This is a genomic window from Rosistilla ulvae (assembly GCF_007741475.1).
GTDB classification, from domain to species: domain Bacteria; phylum Planctomycetota; class Planctomycetia; order Pirellulales; family Pirellulaceae; genus Rosistilla; species Rosistilla ulvae.
The window spans coordinates 5,694,464-5,709,295 of the sequence record NZ_CP036261.1; the positions used below are offsets into that span (position 1 = coordinate 5,694,464).

Annotated in this window: 15 protein-coding genes; 10 read left to right on the forward strand and 5 right to left on the reverse strand. The window is 58.1% G+C overall.

Annotated features, from left to right (window positions below; translation table 11 throughout):
* Positions 1–107 precede the first annotated feature (107 nt).
* From EC9_RS20115 to EC9_RS20135, 4 genes are all read left to right on the forward strand, one after another.
* Positions 108–1,013 (forward strand): YihY/virulence factor BrkB family protein, encoded by a 906-nt coding sequence (locus EC9_RS20115; protein WP_145347922.1) that lies wholly within the window; start codon positions 108–110, stop codon positions 1,011–1,013.
* A gap of 88 nt (positions 1,014–1,101) precedes the next feature.
* Positions 1,102–1,455, forward strand: a complete 354-nt coding sequence (locus tag EC9_RS20120) for a CHAD domain-containing protein (protein ID WP_145347923.1) — start codon at positions 1,102–1,104, stop codon at positions 1,453–1,455.
* A gap of 33 nt (positions 1,456–1,488) precedes the next feature.
* Positions 1,489–1,968 (forward strand): hypothetical protein, encoded by a 480-nt coding sequence (locus EC9_RS26650; RefSeq protein WP_218934291.1) that lies wholly within the window; start codon positions 1,489–1,491, stop codon positions 1,966–1,968.
* Positions 1,969–2,372: 404 nt separating this feature from the next.
* On the forward strand, positions 2,373–3,824 hold the full coding sequence (locus EC9_RS20135; RefSeq protein WP_218934292.1) for a cytochrome B6: 1,452 nt from the start codon (positions 2,373–2,375) through the stop codon (positions 3,822–3,824).
* 36 nt (positions 3,825–3,860) lie between these two features.
* Here the strand turns inward: EC9_RS20135 and EC9_RS26655 are convergent, their stop codons facing one another.
* Positions 3,861–4,028, reverse strand: coding sequence for a hypothetical protein (locus tag EC9_RS26655; protein WP_218934293.1), 168 nt, complete (start codon positions 4,026–4,028; stop codon positions 3,861–3,863).
* Between EC9_RS26655 and EC9_RS20140 the strand changes: the two genes are divergently transcribed.
* Positions 4,028–4,336 (forward strand): four-helix bundle copper-binding protein, encoded by a 309-nt coding sequence (locus tag EC9_RS20140; RefSeq protein ID WP_145347926.1) that lies wholly within the window; start codon positions 4,028–4,030, stop codon positions 4,334–4,336. The genes EC9_RS26655 and EC9_RS20140 overlap by 1 nt on opposite strands.
* 289 nt (positions 4,337–4,625) lie before the next feature.
* Positions 4,626–4,853, forward strand: a complete 228-nt coding sequence (locus EC9_RS20145) for a hypothetical protein (RefSeq protein WP_145347927.1) — start codon at positions 4,626–4,628, stop codon at positions 4,851–4,853.
* A gap of 10 nt (positions 4,854–4,863) precedes the next feature.
* Here the strand turns inward: EC9_RS20145 and EC9_RS20150 are convergent, their stop codons facing one another.
* Positions 4,864–5,331 carry a response regulator gene (locus EC9_RS20150; RefSeq protein WP_197451302.1) on the reverse strand — a complete coding sequence of 156 codons (468 nt, stop codon included), beginning with the start codon at positions 5,329–5,331 and terminating at the stop codon, positions 4,864–4,866.
* A 325-nt stretch (positions 5,332–5,656) separates the two neighbouring features.
* Here EC9_RS20150 and lysS point away from each other — a divergent pair, with 325 nt between their 5' ends.
* The 3 genes from lysS (at position 5,657) to EC9_RS20165 (ending at position 8,895) form a co-directional block, all read left to right on the forward strand.
* Positions 5,657–7,228, forward strand: coding sequence for a lysine--tRNA ligase (gene lysS, locus EC9_RS20155; RefSeq protein ID WP_145347928.1), 1,572 nt, complete (start codon positions 5,657–5,659; stop codon positions 7,226–7,228).
* Positions 7,229–7,290: 62 nt separating this feature from the next.
* The gene (locus EC9_RS20160; RefSeq protein WP_145347929.1) at positions 7,291–7,602 is read left to right on the forward strand and encodes a hypothetical protein; all 312 of its coding nucleotides are present in this window, start codon (positions 7,291–7,293) and stop codon (positions 7,600–7,602) included.
* 240 nt (positions 7,603–7,842) lie between these two features.
* A complete protein-coding gene (locus EC9_RS20165) occupies positions 7,843–8,895 on the forward strand; it encodes a leucine-rich repeat domain-containing protein (protein WP_145349259.1) in 1,053 nt (350 codons plus the stop codon).
* A gap of 76 nt (positions 8,896–8,971) precedes the next feature.
* Here EC9_RS20165 and EC9_RS20170 read toward each other — a convergent pair whose 3' ends face one another.
* The 3 genes from EC9_RS20170 to EC9_RS20180 all read right to left on the reverse strand — a co-directional run bounded on the left by EC9_RS20170 (position 8,972) and on the right by EC9_RS20180 (position 14,339).
* A complete protein-coding gene (locus EC9_RS20170) occupies positions 8,972–9,820 on the reverse strand; it encodes an SGNH/GDSL hydrolase family protein (protein WP_218934294.1) in 849 nt (282 codons plus the stop codon).
* 167 nt (positions 9,821–9,987) lie between these two features.
* The gene (locus EC9_RS20175; RefSeq protein ID WP_145349261.1) at positions 9,988–11,289 is read right to left on the reverse strand and encodes a Gfo/Idh/MocA family oxidoreductase; all 1,302 of its coding nucleotides are present in this window, start codon (positions 11,287–11,289) and stop codon (positions 9,988–9,990) included.
* Between the two features lie 236 nt (positions 11,290–11,525).
* Positions 11,526–14,339: a COG1361 family protein gene (locus tag EC9_RS20180; RefSeq protein ID WP_145347930.1), complete on the reverse strand. Its 2,814-nt coding sequence runs from the start codon at positions 14,337–14,339 to the stop codon at positions 11,526–11,528.
* 109 nt (positions 14,340–14,448) lie between these two features.
* Between EC9_RS20180 and EC9_RS20185 the strand changes: the two genes are divergently transcribed.
* Positions 14,449–14,697: a hypothetical protein gene (locus tag EC9_RS20185; RefSeq protein ID WP_145347931.1), complete on the forward strand. Its 249-nt coding sequence runs from the start codon at positions 14,449–14,451 to the stop codon at positions 14,695–14,697.
* The last annotated feature ends 135 nt before the right edge of the window (positions 14,698–14,832 follow it).

The following is a 14,832-nucleotide window of genomic DNA, read 5'->3' on the forward strand; positions in this document are numbered from 1 at the left end:
GGTGCCTAGGACGGGGCAGCTGCCGCGAAAAACCGCAAGTACCATTTGGCACGCGTGTTGCCGATAGTCTTCGCCGATGCTACCTCCGACCGGAACAACACGGGATCATGAACTTTCTAAAACAGACCTTCGCCGACTTCTCCAAAGACCGCTGCACAACGCTCGCCGCGTCGCTCGCCTACTACACCGCATTTGCGCTTCCTCCGCTGTTGTACCTGCTGCTCACGATCCTAACGTTCAGCCTGTCGGTGATGTACGACAGCGAAGCCGCCGAGCAGAAAGCTCAGGGGCTTTTGGAGAGTCAGGCCGCTCAGATGATCGGCAATCAAGCGGCGTCCGAAGAGATCGGTACCATTCTGGAACGGAATCAAGACGCTGGCGGCACATGGTGGAAGACGTTGCTCAGCTTCGCCGGGATCGTCATCGGTGCGACTGGGGTCGTGGCATCGTTGCAAGCTGCGTTGAACCAAGTCTGGCAGGTGAAACCCGATCCAGACCAGGCGAATTGGACCGACTTGATTCGAAAGCGGGTGCTCTCCTTCGGGATGATTCTGGGACTTGGATTTCTGTTGCTCGTTTCGCTTGTCGTTTCGTCGTTGCTGCAAGGATTCAGCGACCTCGTTGGCGTGTCGGGAATGCTTGGCGAAGCGACGAATTTTGCCGTTCAAGCGATGGTGGTTTGGGTCATGTTCGCAGCGATTTTCAAGTACATGCCCGATGCGGTCGTCCGCTGGAAAGATGTTGCTGTCGGCGCTGCGATCACCACCATCCTCTTTTTACTGGGACGGTTTGCGATGCAGGTCTATTTCAGCTACAGCGAACCGGGAGCCCAGTTGGGTGCCGCTGCCGCCTCGTTCGCCGTCATCCTTGTATGGGTCTATTACACCGCGATGATCGTGCTGTTGGGAGCCGAAGCGACGCAGACTTACGCATCACTGTACGGCAGTGGTATCAAGCCAGAAAAGGATGCGGTTCGTGTCGTCGAAACGGTTCAGCGGCGCAATGCGTATTAACATCGACCGCGGCGATCATCGCTCCGTCATACCGACCGCTTGCGTTTTGTAGAGCGGCGAAGTGGAGCGGTAGCAAAGAGACAAGCCGATGGGATATCGAATCGAACGCAACGAAACGATCAACGACGGCGTCCGGCGAATCGCCACCGAACAGATCGAAAAAGCGATCGGCGAACTGGGTGACAATCGTCTCGATCCTCCCACCCAAGTCCATCAAGTGCGGAAGCGATGCAAGAAATTGCGTGGATTGCTGCGATTGCTTCGCCCCGGTTTTGAAGCAACCTATGACAAGCGAAACCGGTGGTGCCGCGATACCGCGCGTTTGCTGTCGGGAGCCCGCGATGCAAAGGTTCTTCTCGATACCTATGACGATTTGATGGAACACTATAACGATCCGGTCGATCGCCACGCGTTTGGTTCGATCCGTCGGCGGCTTACGTGAAACCGCAAGCATTACCTAGCCGACGCGATCGATATGGACGACGCCTGCGAGACCGTCTTGGAGCGGTTGCGGGAAGCGAGAGAACATGTCGATCGCTGGTCGATCGAAGAGGAAGGGATCGAACCACTCATCGCTGGCGTCAAGAAGACCTACAAACGCGGATACCATGCGATGGAGCAGGCGGCTGGCGGGTCCGACGGCGTGCGATTTCATGAGTGGCGCAATCGGGTGAAGTACCACGGGTATCACTGCCGTTTGCTGGTGAACGTCCGGCCCGTCGTGATGAATGCTCGAATCAAGGAGGTGTCGCGGCTTGGCGATTCGCATGCCAGTGTTTCATCTTGCGTTCTGAGCGACAGGCCGGCGGAGTTGTATAAACAGCTCACCTCTCTCCTTAGATCCGGCACAGATTTTGCTCCGTCTTTTCTCCTCGTGAACCCGCAAAACATTCTCTTTTGGAGCAGGCGAATCTATGTACCAAGTTGGACAACCGGTCGTCTATCGGATAAGTAAACAAAGCACAAAACCGGGCACACGCGCGATCCAAGTTCGGCCCTCACCACGTGGTGACCACTACAGCTATTGTGTCGACAAATTCTGGCGTGTCGAGAAGATCCTGCCTGGTGGGGCTGTCTGCGTGCGAACGCGACGCGGCAAACGGCACGTACTCGATGGCGATGATTGCAATTTACGGCCAGCCCGCTGGTGGGAACGGGTCCTGCTGCGCCGCCCCTTTCCTACGACGGGGAATCAGGACAAATCTTTGGCGGAGCTTTCGTACTGAGAACGAAAGATCCCAACGCACAGTGCGTAGCGGGAGCTCATTGCAAACAGGCACGTTCTCATCTTCCAGCATCGAACCAGGGAACTTCCGCCATCGAAATTCAGACATGTGATCAAACCTTGGATAACCAACAATGAAACGACAAAACGAAAATTGCCGGACCGGACTACTGAGTTGCATCATCGCATTTCTTCCCGCGGCCTGTCCGTTAGCTCACGGACAAACCTCCCCCGCTCAACCCCGCGCGAACGCTGAAGATCAGAAATCCCAGTCGCTTCCCGACCAAACCTATATGCCCGTTGTGATCGACAAGGATTTTGCTTCGACACGGGAATCCGACCAACAAAAAAAGCCTGCATTCATGCAGCGCCAAGCCAACTTGCTGCAGTCGCGGTACGATCTCGGCGACGCGCCATCGAATGTCTCGATGTCGGGAGGAAGGAAAAAGGTTCAACAGGGTGTGCGAGTGAAACTCGGTGACGGCGTCTCGTGGCAACAGCTCGCCGACATGTCTCCCGCCGAAATCAAACGTCGGAACCTCTTCCCAATGGGCTTTCGGCCGCTGCCGCATGCGCATCACGTCACTGGCGGGCAGGTCTTTCCGGACGACCAAATCAAAACGATTCTCGACGCCGAAAGCCGTAACCTGGAACGCTTTGACGTCGAATTCGACCTGCCGACACATCTGACGCCCGAGTTCCCAGCACCGATATTTCTTTCAACGCGCCCCGACCTTGGCGACGTATCGCAGGGAAAGGTGCTGACGATCAAGAACTACTACATGCTGCTCAAGGGCAAGGTCACGCCGGTCCAAATGGAAGGTATGCGGTTGCTGCTAACGCCGTTCCCCCAGCAGCAGTTCAACCAGACCGAGGACCGCAAGGCGGACGAACCAAGCTTGGGCGTCAGCTGCCTCGACTGTCACACCAACGGTCACACCAACGCTGCGTTTCATCTCAATCCCGATACGCGACCGCAAGCTGCCCGGTTTCGGCTCGATACGGTCAGCTTGCGGGGCATGTTCAACCAACAGATTCACGGCTCGAAACGTTCGCTCCGCAGCGTTGAAGATTTTACTCAATTCGAACAACGGACCGCGTATTTTGACGGCGATCACGTGATCGCGGCGAAGAAAGGACTCCATCTGCCCGACCGTTCCGACGCCGTCGCAATGATGTCTCAGATGCAAAACATGTTCGACTTTCCCCCAGCTCCGAAGCTCGATGAATTTGGCAAGCTGATTCCCGAGAAAGCCACGCGGCTGGAGATGAAAGGTCAAGAAATCTTCTTCGGCAAGGGGCGGTGCGACGAGTGTCATAAACCACCCTTTTACCTGGACCACCAAATGCATGATCTGCATTTAGAACGATTCTACGCCCCCGAGAAGATCAGTGATCAGTTCAACATCGCCGACGGTCCTATCAAAACGTTCACACTGCGCGGCATCAAGGACTCTCCACCCTATCACCACGACGGCCGACTTTTGACACTGGCTGACACGGTCGAGTTCTTCAATCTCGTGCTGCAGTTGGATTTAACGACCGAAGAGAAACATGCGCTGACAGCGTTCATGTTGTGCTTGTGAGTCTGTGAAGCTCAGGCGATCCATGCGGCAACGCACTCAATTCCGCAGCGCGATCCCGTACAGGCCAACAAGCGATTCAGATCGTCGATCGCATCCGACTTCGGTTGTGATCTTCACCGCCTCCAGCGTGACTCCGCACACGCGTTTAATGATTTCCACCGACTGGCGGAGAAGTCGGTAGACTCCCGAAGGAAGTAATAGCAATGAATCGAGAATGTATTGAAGCATGCCAAAAGTGTGCGACCGAATGCGAACAATGTCTCGACGCGATGATCGACATCGACAGCAATAACGATTGCCCGCGTTGCTGCCGAGAGTGCATCGACGTCTGTCTGTTGTGCGCTCAGGCGATGGCACGCGACAGCCGTTTTGCCGACGCAATCTGCCGACTGTGTGCGGATGTGTGCCAGTGGTGCGCCGAGCAATGCGGAGCCCACCAGCACGATCACTGCCAACGCTGTGCCGAGTCTTGTCGCAAGTGCGTGGAATCTTGCCGCGCGATGGCAGCCTGAAACGTAGTGGCAGCAGCTTCTCCGGTCGCGTGGCCCGACTCCGGCGAGTGCCAAGTCGGATGTATCCAACGACAGCGGTTCTCCGACGAATCGATCCACAATCTTCCACGCGCTGATTGTGGTTCGATCCTCCAAACCGCTCGGCACACGCCCGAACACATGGACCGTTGGCTTGCCGAGGCGTCAGGCTCGATTACGCCGCGTCTCGACCCGATTGGCGAGCGCAGACAGCTTGCTCTGGCACAGCTTGACTCCATCGAACCAAACCGCCGTGCCCATCGGATCTGCGGTGGCATTGTTTAGGATGGTTGGCCGCCAGCGGTCGCCGCTTGGGGACAAGCCGCTACTGATGGATCCGCCGCTGCCCTATATCTACGGTCAGAAAGAGAGTCTCGCGCCGCCGGCGTGGCTCAAACAAGCTGTCGATGCGGTCCGCGCCAAACAGCCGCAGCAATGGGCTCCGGGAGAAACGCCCTGGCCGCAAGCTCCCGTCGGCGCCAACGCAGCCAAGCAATAGGGCGGCGCGGCTACAACTGAACCCAACCCGGCCGCTGGGGCTTTTGCACATTCAAGTGATGGCCGCGGATCACGTGCGGCACCCACAGCGATTGCTGAATCAGATCGATCAGCGTGTTGGGGTCCAGCGGCTTGAACAGGCAGCGAGCCGGCGAGATCGGGTCGAGCCGCGTCTCCAGCCCGGCCCAACAGCTTTCGGCGATCAGGATCACTGGCACGTCGGCCAACGATTCGGGGTGCAGCTCACGAAGCGCGTGAATTTGATCGATCGCTGCGGCTGCATCATCGGCGACATCCCACACGATCATATCGATCGGCCGTTGCTCGACCGCCTTGCAAGCCGCTTTGGCGTTGCGAGCGCAATAACATTCGTAACCTTGCGAATCGATCACCGCCGCAAGCGCCGTCAGGCTTACGGGGCGGGGGTCGACGACCAACAGGGTCGCGCCGCTGCGGTGCCGGTGGGTAATGTGAGACATGGCTTCGTTCCTCGTCATTTCAAAGACCGGGCGAACCACGTTGGCAACGGCAGGGGCATCCCGACGCTTGCCTTCGCGGGCCCATCTGGAACAAAATCGGCACTAAAATCGATCCGCTTGTAATCCGATTGGGTAATTCTTGACGATTTGTCAGGTGATCGCGCCGTTTGGTGCGGTTGCAGCAAATAACCGCAAGTCTACAATCGCCCCAGCGAGCCGATCGACTGCGGACGACCTGGGGCTGCGGATTCCGCCCCCCACCGGTGTCAAAAGTCTGCAGCCGCCCTCGTTTTCTTCCCTCTTTCCGTTAACGCTTGATTCCACGATGAATAATTCTCCCGACGACGCTCTGAACGACGATGGCGATCACCAACGCGCGCGACGCGAAAAACTGGCGAAACTGAACGCCGCCGGAGTCGATCCGTGGGGCCAGCGATTCGACGACCGGTCGATGATCCAAGAGGTGCGGCAACGGGCCGAAGAGGTCAAATTCAAGCTGGAAGATGGGACGCTGGTCGAACTGCCCGATTTCGATCAACCCGACCTTGAATACCGTCAATGGAAATCGGACCAGGGACCGGGTGCGGAGATCGGCCCCAAGGTTCGCGTCGCCGGACGGATCATCCTGATGCGACCGACCGGTAAGCTGGTCTTCTTGAACCTCCGCGACATGACCGGCGATATCCAGATCTTCATCGGAAAGAACCAGGTCGGCGAAGAGAACTTTGCGCTCTCCAAACTGTTCGATCTCGGCGATCTGGTTGGCGTCGACGGACGGTTAGGACGAACCAACACCGGCGAACTGACTGTCTTTGCCGAACGCTTGCACTTCCATTGCAAGATGCTCGAGCCACCACCCGAGAAACATGCCGGTCTGGCCGACGTGGAACTGCGTCAGCGGATGCGTTACCTCGATTTGGTTTACACCGATGGAGTCCGCGACACGTTCTTGAACCGCACGCGAATCGTCAAAAGCATTCGCGAGACGTTGGACCAAGAGAGCTTCTGGGAAGTCGAAGGGCCGACGCTGCACACGATCGCCGGTGGCGCCGCGGCTCGCCCCTTCACGACGCACCACAATGCGTTGGACATGGACCTGACGATGCGGATCGCGTTGGAATTGCATCTGAAGCGTCTGCTTGTCGGCGGCATCGAACGCGTCTACGAACTGGGCCGTGTCTACCGGAACGAAGGAATCAGCCCACGGCACAATCCCGAGTTCACGATGCTCGAGTGCTACCAAGCGTACGGCGATTACGAATCGATGATGGACCTGACCGAAAAGCTAGTCGTCAACGCGATCGACGCGATCGGCGGCGGTTACAAACGCAAATTCGGCGACGTCGAAATCGATTTCACTCCGCCGTTTGCACGCCATAAATACGACGACCTGGTCGCCCAGCATACGGGGATCGATCCTCACGACGCCGATCAATTGACGGCTTATGCGAAAAGCGTCGGCCTCGATCCAACCGGCAAACATCCCGACGTGATCAAAAACGAGATCTTCGAAGAGAAGGTCGAAGACACGCTTGTCGGTCCCGTTTTTGTGATCGATTACCCGGCGAGCATCTGCCCGCTGACCAAACGCAAAACCGACAATCCCGCGATCGCCGAACGCTTTGAAATGTTCATCTGCGGGATGGAACTAGCAAACGCCTATACCGAACTGAACGATCCCGACCTTCAGGAAGAACTGTTCAAAACCCAGTTGGACGGTCAAGAGGAAGAGGATTCGATGGCCAAGATGGACAACGATTTCATCAAGGCTCTTCGGCATGGAATGCCTCCTGCGGGGGGCCTGGGCGTCGGGATCGATCGCCTGGTGATGCTGCTGACGAATTCGAAGAGCATCCGCGACGTGATCTTATTCCCACTGTTGCGGCACATCGACTGATCGCTCGGCATGTCGTTTGCACGCTTAAACTCCTGATTCTTTTTTGTGTCAGGAGGTGTTTGATGAACGACGTATTTGTAACTCGAGAGTGGAACGATCTCTGCCAACGCGTAGCCCGGTCTGCGAGTCGACTGGGACGGCGGTTCGATCGAAGCGACCATTTTGGTCAAGAAGCTCGGGATTTCAGTGCCCTTGCCCCGCCAGAGAGCTACCCGGAACTGCTCGTTCGGGTTCGGGAAGCGGCCGAGCTCGCCAAGACCTGGCAGGCGCCGCTGCCATCATGTGGGCGATTGAGCGAAAACTCGATCGATGAGGCGTTGGACGAGTCGTTTCCAGCAAGCGATCCCCCCGCCTGGACCGCTTCGATGGTCTAGGGGCTTCGACAACGGCGACTCCGTCGGACGACTGGAAATCGCCCCCGCTAGCGATTAACCTACAGCTTACCCGAACGCCCGTGGTCACACCGCTACGGGCGATCGCCCACCCCGTACAACCATGCTTCGGTTGTATCAATGATCGTCTACGGAAACCGACATCTCTGCCTTCCTCAAAACCCACGACAATATCTGATGGTTAACACTCGAATCTCTGGCTGGCTTGCGATCACTTGCTTGATGCTTGGTACAACATTCGCCGACGACAAGACCGCCGATCCGGCGAAGCCCGCACCGGCGGCAGAAGCAAAACCTGAGGCGAAAAAGCCGGAAGAAAAGAAAGACGCAAAGCCCGAGGCGAAGCCTGAGGCGAAGAAAGAGGCGAAGCCCGAGCCCAAGAAGGAAGATAAACCGGCACCCAAGAAGGAAGCAAAGCCCGAGCCGAAAAAAGAAGCCAAGCCAGCGGCAAAGCCCAAGGAAATGAAGGCTGAAGCGAAGCCGGAAGAGAAGAAACCGGAAGCCAAGCCAGCGCCGACCTTCCCCGACAAGGCGCTCGAAGCGGCGGTGCGAGCCGAGGTGTTTGCCAAGCGATACAACAACGAACCGATCACCGCTGAGGACGTGAAAAACATCTCGCGCGTTGTCGGCAAGGGAAAAGGAATCAAGAGCCTCGAAGGCCTTCAACACTGCAAAGCGATCATGCTGATCGATTTGGAGGACAACGAGATCACCGACCTCGGGCCGATCAAAGACCTCACCCGCCTGCAATCGGTCACGCTGGCAGGGAACAAGATCAGCGATATCAAACCGCTGGCCGGACTTACCAAAATGCAACTGTTGGATCTGTCGCGGAACCAGGTCAGCGACCTAGCACCACTGAAGGCGATGTCGAATCTGCGGACCTTGTACGTGGCCGATAACAAGCTAGCCACGCTGGCACCGATCGCCGAACTGACCAAAATTTGGTCGCTCGACGCCGCGGGGAATCAGATCAGCGACCTCAGCCCGCTGGCGAACCTCGGTTGGCTGACGACGCTGGACATCCAACGCAACGGAGTTTCCGATCTCAGCCCGCTGAAGTCGTTGAGCGATCTCGACTTCATGCTGCTGCAGGACAACAAGATTGCCGACCTCAGCGTGTTGGTCGAGATGTGCAAAAAAGACTTCGAAGGGTCGAAGCGATTCGCTCCCTTCCTGAAGCTGTACGTGAAAGGGAATCCGCTTTCGGACGACGCGAAGAAGCAACAGCTGGCCAAGCTGAAAGAGTTTGGAACACGCGTCCACGCCGAATAATCGCGGCTGTACAAATTCGAGCGTGCGGGCCGATTGTGCCCGCCTGCTCGAACAGTTCTCTGCAGGCCGCTGGCCTCTATTTTCCCGCTCGCTTCCGCAACAGCGGGGCCAGATATTTGGCCGTCTCATCGGCGATCACGTTGTACCCGGCGAGGTTCGGGTGCCGATCTCCGGTCCAACCCGGCAGATGTCCCAAGATCGCATCGAGCTCGTTCCCCATCACTTCGACACTGGGGCCATACACAAACGGCTTGACGAGTTCATGGTACTTGGCTGGGATCTTCGCCAACGGGTAGCGTCGGTAGTTGAGCATGTTGTATCCCTTCTCCAACTCCGCTGAATAACGCGGATAAATATCGAAGAGTTCCAGTTTCTCTTCCTTCGCTACGCCGCGAACCAGATCGTTGATCTGCTTGCTCGCCTCCTCTCCCGAAAACGGGATGACTGTCATCGGGATCAGTATCGCACCGGGATGGTCGGCGCGAAGTCGAGCTATCAGTTTCTTGAAGTCGGCGGGAAAGCCGCTGGCGAAATCATCCAGCCGCGCTCGATCGTTTAAGCCATAGCGGATGAAGATGTAATCGAGCCCCGGCAGCTTGGCGACGTCGCGATCGTAGCGATTTGAATCGAACAACCGGCGGATATATTCGCCACTGAGACTCGAATTGATCACGTCGCAAGCGGGCAGATCCTCTTCCGCCGCCAGCAACTGTTCCAGCACCGTCTCCAGATGCGGTCCTTCGGGACGGATCCGCCGCGGCACGCTCCCTTCGGCTGTGCTATCGCCGAGCAGCAGGATTTGCACGCGTCCCTCGTGTTCGGCGGCGGCGTGGTTGGATGCCAGCGAGTTGATCAGAAACGCGGCCAACAGGGCAACTGTGGCGAACGAACCGTTCAAACCACGACGATCGGTGGGCAACATCATTCAGAGGATCCTTTTTGGTGGGATTTCAGGCGGGATGGGAAGGCTTTATGGTGGCCCAACCGCAGCATGATTGCAAGCTTGCGGTGAGTGCTCGCAGGGCAAACAAAAAAACGCCCTGTCGCGATGACAGGGCGTTTGAGATTTAACAGTTTTCAACCGGATGGCGATTAGGCGAATGGGTTGTACTTGCCGGGAACCGGATGCGGGTACTTGCCATCTTCACCAGGCATGGTTGGTGGATCCGAATCGATTGTGTATTCATCGATGCCCGGGCACAGATCCTTTCCTTCGGCCAACAATTGATCCCATTTGATCACCTTGCCCGAGTAGCAGGCTTCGCGGCCCAGGATCGCGGTGAAGGTACTCTTCGCACCGTATTCACCTTCGTTGTAGATCTCGCCCGCCATCAGGGCTTCGATCAGGTCGTGTTGTTCTTGCTGGTGACCGTTGAGTCGTTGACCAGAGAACTTCCACGCGTTGGGGCCGGTGATCGATCCCGATGGATCGGCGGTACCCTTGGAACCGTGAACCGCTTCGCCGACGTGAGTCCACGATCCGCCCAAGTGGCGTCCTTGGCTGAACATCTTCGTGCCGTCGGAGAAGGTGTATTCGCAGAACGTGTGGTCGAAGATCTGGCTCTTGGTGGCATCGCCTCCCATTCGCATCTCGCGACCGCCCATGCCGTTGCATTCGACAGGATACGATCCCTTGACCCAACAACCGACGTCGAGGTTGTGGATGTGTTGCTCGCAGATCTGGTCGCCGCAGATCCAATTGAAGTGGTACCAGTTGTTGCACTGGAACGCCATTTCCGACTGGCCTTCGGTCTTGGGACGATACCAGATGCCGTTGCCGTTCCAATAGACGCGCTGAGCGATCACGTCGCCGATCGCACCGTTGTGGATGCGGTCGATGGTTTCGATGTATTGGGGTTCGTGGCGGCGTTGCAGTCCGATACCGACCATCAGGTTCTTCTTCTTCGATTCTTCCACCGACTTCAACACGCGGCGAACGCCTGGTGCGTCGACGGCAACCGGCTTCTCCATGAAGATGTGGCGTCCCTTGTTAACCGCATATTCGAACTGTTGCGGCTTGAAGCCCGGAGGAGTCGCGATCACAACCAGATCGCAATCGACGTCGATCGCTTGCTTGTAAGCGTCCAAACCGGTGAAGATCCGCTCCTTAGGAACGTCGACTTTGTCTTTGTGCTTGTTGGCCAAGCTCTTGATCGAGCGTTCGGCTTTGTCGCCAAAAGCGTCAGCGACGGCAACCAGCTTGGTGTTCCCTTTGGTGTTCATGATCTGCATCGCGGCACCGGTACCACGACCACCACAACCGACTACTACAAAGCGGATTTCGTCGCTGCCAGCAGCATGCGCGGTGCGAGCCACCGAACTGGACAACGCCGCTCCCGTGGCGGCAATCGTAGATGTCTTTAAAAAGCCTCGACGTGTAGAGTCGTTCTGCATCATTGGGATCCTTGGTTCATTTAATTGCGAAGTTAAAGCTGCACGCGTTGCCCGATCCCGACCCTATTCTGGCAAAAGAGGGGACGGCGACCAACTCACAGCGATCAGTGTCGTCTTCGCATTATATACGAATGATTTCCGCGAGGGGACGGCGATTACTCCCTTTTTCGCCGCCCAAGGGCCGCGAATCGCCCAACGATCGACTCGACCGTCGGAATCGTTCGCACAGCCCCTTTTTAGCGGGCCTGAACCTGCAACCGCGTCTCGTCACCGACGCCATCGGGCGACTGGCGGCTGGTCGCTTCGGCCCGCACGGTCATCAATTGCGGCTGATTTCCCGTGATTAACACCGTGTAGCGGATCGCCTCACCCGCCCTCAACTGGCTGATCGGCTGCAACCGAACAATCCCATCGGCGGAGATGTTTTCGACGGGATCCCCTTGGAACATCGTCGATTGCACCGCCTCCAGCCGCGTTCCGGCTGGCAACAGGATGTTCAGTATGACGTCGTCCTCGGGAACGTTGCGATTGTTCGTCACGACCAAGTCCAGCGAGATGCGATCGCCGACGACGACCGGGTTGTCGCGAGATTCGATGTCGACCTGCAGGCCGCCGATTCCGCTGCCAACCGCACCTGGCGTTTGAGCCGGTGGAGTCGTCGGGCCGGGGATCGGAGTCGTGCTGCCATTGATTGGCGGAGCACCGATCGGGGGCGGCTGAGGCGTCGGTTGCTGCCGCGGCTGTGTTGGCTGCGGCGTGGGAGTTGGCCCCGTCGCGGGAGGAGGAGCCACCGCTGGCGGCAACACCTCCAGCGTGGTATCAGCCGATGCGTTGGCACCCTGTTCCGTCGAGATCGCCACATCCAGTCGAGCCACGCCAGGGCGGCCGTCGACGCGGAACTCCCCTTCGACCGGCAATTCCTCACCTGGTTGGATGCTTGGTAAAACCCAGCTGACTGTGAAGATCCCTAGCTGCGACGAGTCGTAACCTTGGGTGAATTGCAACGCAGTCAACGCGGGGTCGTAGGTGGCCACGACGCGGACGTCGGTCAGCGGCACGGTCCCGTTGTTGTAGACGAAGTACTTCACCAGCACTTCCTCCCCCTGTTGCACCGACTGACTCCCGGTCACGATGCGAGCCGAAACCATCGGGTTCGCGGGTGGCGGATTGACCGCGTTGACGCACGCCGATTCCGTCGCTCGTTGAGCATTGCCGCCGGTCGCTGTCGCTTGAACACAGCGTTGCCCCGGTTCACGAACCTGGTAGGTCGCTTGAATTGTCCAAGGCTTGCCAGGCAGTAGAGGCTCTTCCAAGACCTTCACGACATGCTGTTGCCACTGCCCGGTGTCGGCGGCAAAGGCCAACAGACCTTGATCCCCTTGAGCGTGCACTTGGACGCCCGAGATCGGTTGATCGCCGTTGTTGCGTACTTCAATATTGAACGTCGTCTCTTGCCCTACCTCGGCACGAGCGTTCGGATCGGCTGGCGTGATCGTCACGACCAGGTTCCGTTGGACAACGGTCACGTTGACGGTGTCCTCGGCAAACGTGTTCTCCGCTCCACGAGCCTGCACCGGAATCTGGAAGCTCGCTTTGGCGCGAACGTTCAATTCAATGTCCAGTTGCGTCTGAGCGGGCAGGTTGTCGATGTCCCACAAAATCTGAGCTCCGACCAGCGTATGTTGCGCGGGCACTCGGCTGCCATCAGCTTGGATCAACGAGGTGCTGACCAGTTCGACGCCAGGCGGCAGTTCGGTCAAAACGCGAACGTTTTCCGCAGTCAAATCGCCCGAGTTGGAGACGTTGATGCCGATCGCAAACTCTTCGTCGCGAGCGACAAACGGCGGGGCACCGGTCCGAACGACCAACCGTGGTGCCGACCAAGTGACCATCGTCTGACCGGCTCCCAACGTCATCCGCGGCAACGCTTCGTCGAGTCCCGCGGGACGGATCACTGTGGTTTGAATGAACGCGGTTCCGGCAACCGGTGCGATCGGACGCAGAATCGCGGTGGCATCACCATTTTCGTTGACGACCGCTTCGATCACCGCTTGCGGTTGCGATTGGCCATTGTCGAACAGTGCGACTTCAGGATTCATCACCTGATAACGGACCTTCCAGCCCGATGCCGGCAGTTCGCCCTCTTTGCGAGTCACATGTGTGGTCAGTTGAGCTTGTTCGCCAGCCCGCAGATTCAGCGGCGCAGGGAATTGCCAATGCGCATCGACCCAGTAGATCGTGGCGGTCGCTTTGCGTTGATCCCAGCAATCGCTTTCGGGAGCCATCACCGTGACGCGGCTGATCCCTTCGCTGGGCGAGCTGATCGACAACCAAGTCTCTCCCTTTTTGACAGGCACATCGTCGCCGCGGCGGAGGTTCCCACGCGTGATCAACGATGCGACGGTGCTGGTCCGCCCAAGCGCATAGCTGCCGGTTTTCTTTTCGACCGGGTTACGAGCGACCAAGCGATGCAGCGCTCCTTGTTTATCGTCGCCGACGTCGATGAAGGTGCCGACGCTATCGGGCGTCAACATCCATTCCAACGGTTCGCCGGTCATCAGATAACCATCGGTTCCACATACACCCGACAGCAGGACGACTTCGCCGCCGACCGGCGCGATGATCTTGCGATGGTTCAATAGGATTCGGCCGCGTTTGCCGCGATCGGGCAGATGCAACAACTTATGCAGATCGCAATGTTTGTCGAACAGAACCGCTTTGGGACCGTCGGCGCACTCATCGACCACCTTGGCTGGTGGCGGAGCGGGGGCGGTTCGCGGCACACCTGCTCCCTGCAGGCACGGCGGCGGCGGCGCAGGATCGGTGAACGCCGGCTCGGGCAGACACCCAAACGGACCGCAGCCATTTTGCAATTTATCGGTGCAAGGCAGCGTCAGTGTCGTAGTATTCGGGCAAGGCAGGAAAAAGCAGTCGCCCGTCGGATCGATAGCCGGCAGCTGCAAATGAGTGCAACCGGTGACGCATGGCATCAACAGAAAGCACGCCAAAAGCGCCGCGGTGAAGTGGTGGTGGGTCCTTGTAGCAAACATCGCTCTTGCAGTTTTTGCGGGTTCCACAAACGAATCCGTTCAGGCAGACCTTGCCCGCAGAAACCTAGCATTCCCATGGCGCAATGATGCCTGGATGCAACATTTGGCGTTGAGAATTCGCCACGTTTGGGCATCCTGCGCACGACCCTATCGACTGCAACGATTCTCGGGGCCCCAGCAGTGGCCCCGTTGGGGCTCCGCCGCCGTTTTCATCGCCCCCAAAACCCTGGGCGATGCCCTGGGCTGGCGTAGCACCGGCCCCGTTGGGCCTGTCGAACAGGAACATGTTGAGCGCTATCGTTTGACCGCGGCGGCAACGCACCGCGTCCACACGCACCAACGCGCTGGCGTGACGTAACGGGACCGTGGCTCAGGGCCGCCGTCGTTTGTGCCGCTCCCCAAACCCAGGGCGTCGCCCTGGGCTGGCATAGAGCTACCCCGTTGGGGCGGTGCACGAACGGTTACAACGCACCGAATCGGATGGCAATGCGTT

What these genes read in the sequence shown, in the direction of transcription:
- EC9_RS20180 (WP_145347930.1), bottom strand. Translation starts at nt 14,339, where the DNA reads ATGTTTGCTACAAGGACCCACCACCACTTCACCGCGGCGCTTTTGGCG.
- EC9_RS26650 (WP_218934291.1), top strand. Translation starts at nt 1,489, where the DNA reads ATGGACGACGCCTGCGAGACCGTCTTGGAGCGGTTGCGGGAAGCGAGA.
- EC9_RS20175 (WP_145349261.1), bottom strand. Translation starts at nt 11,289, where the DNA reads ATGCAGAACGACTCTACACGTCGAGGCTTTTTAAAGACATCTACGATT.
- EC9_RS20115 (WP_145347922.1), top strand. Translation starts at nt 108, where the DNA reads ATGAACTTTCTAAAACAGACCTTCGCCGACTTCTCCAAAGACCGCTGC.
- EC9_RS20120 (WP_145347923.1), top strand. Translation starts at nt 1,102, where the DNA reads ATGGGATATCGAATCGAACGCAACGAAACGATCAACGACGGCGTCCGG.
- EC9_RS20165 (WP_145349259.1), top strand. Translation starts at nt 7,843, where the DNA reads ATGCTTGGTACAACATTCGCCGACGACAAGACCGCCGATCCGGCGAAG.
- EC9_RS20170 (WP_218934294.1), bottom strand. Translation starts at nt 9,820, where the DNA reads ATGATGTTGCCCACCGATCGTCGTGGTTTGAACGGTTCGTTCGCCACA.
- EC9_RS20150 (WP_197451302.1), bottom strand. Translation starts at nt 5,331, where the DNA reads ATGTCTCACATTACCCACCGGCACCGCAGCGGCGCGACCCTGTTGGTC.
- EC9_RS20140 (WP_145347926.1), top strand. Translation starts at nt 4,028, where the DNA reads ATGAATCGAGAATGTATTGAAGCATGCCAAAAGTGTGCGACCGAATGC.
- lysS (WP_145347928.1), top strand. Translation starts at nt 5,657, where the DNA reads ATGAATAATTCTCCCGACGACGCTCTGAACGACGATGGCGATCACCAA.
- EC9_RS20160 (WP_145347929.1), top strand. Translation starts at nt 7,291, where the DNA reads ATGAACGACGTATTTGTAACTCGAGAGTGGAACGATCTCTGCCAACGC.
- EC9_RS20135 (WP_218934292.1), top strand. Translation starts at nt 2,373, where the DNA reads ATGAAACGACAAAACGAAAATTGCCGGACCGGACTACTGAGTTGCATC.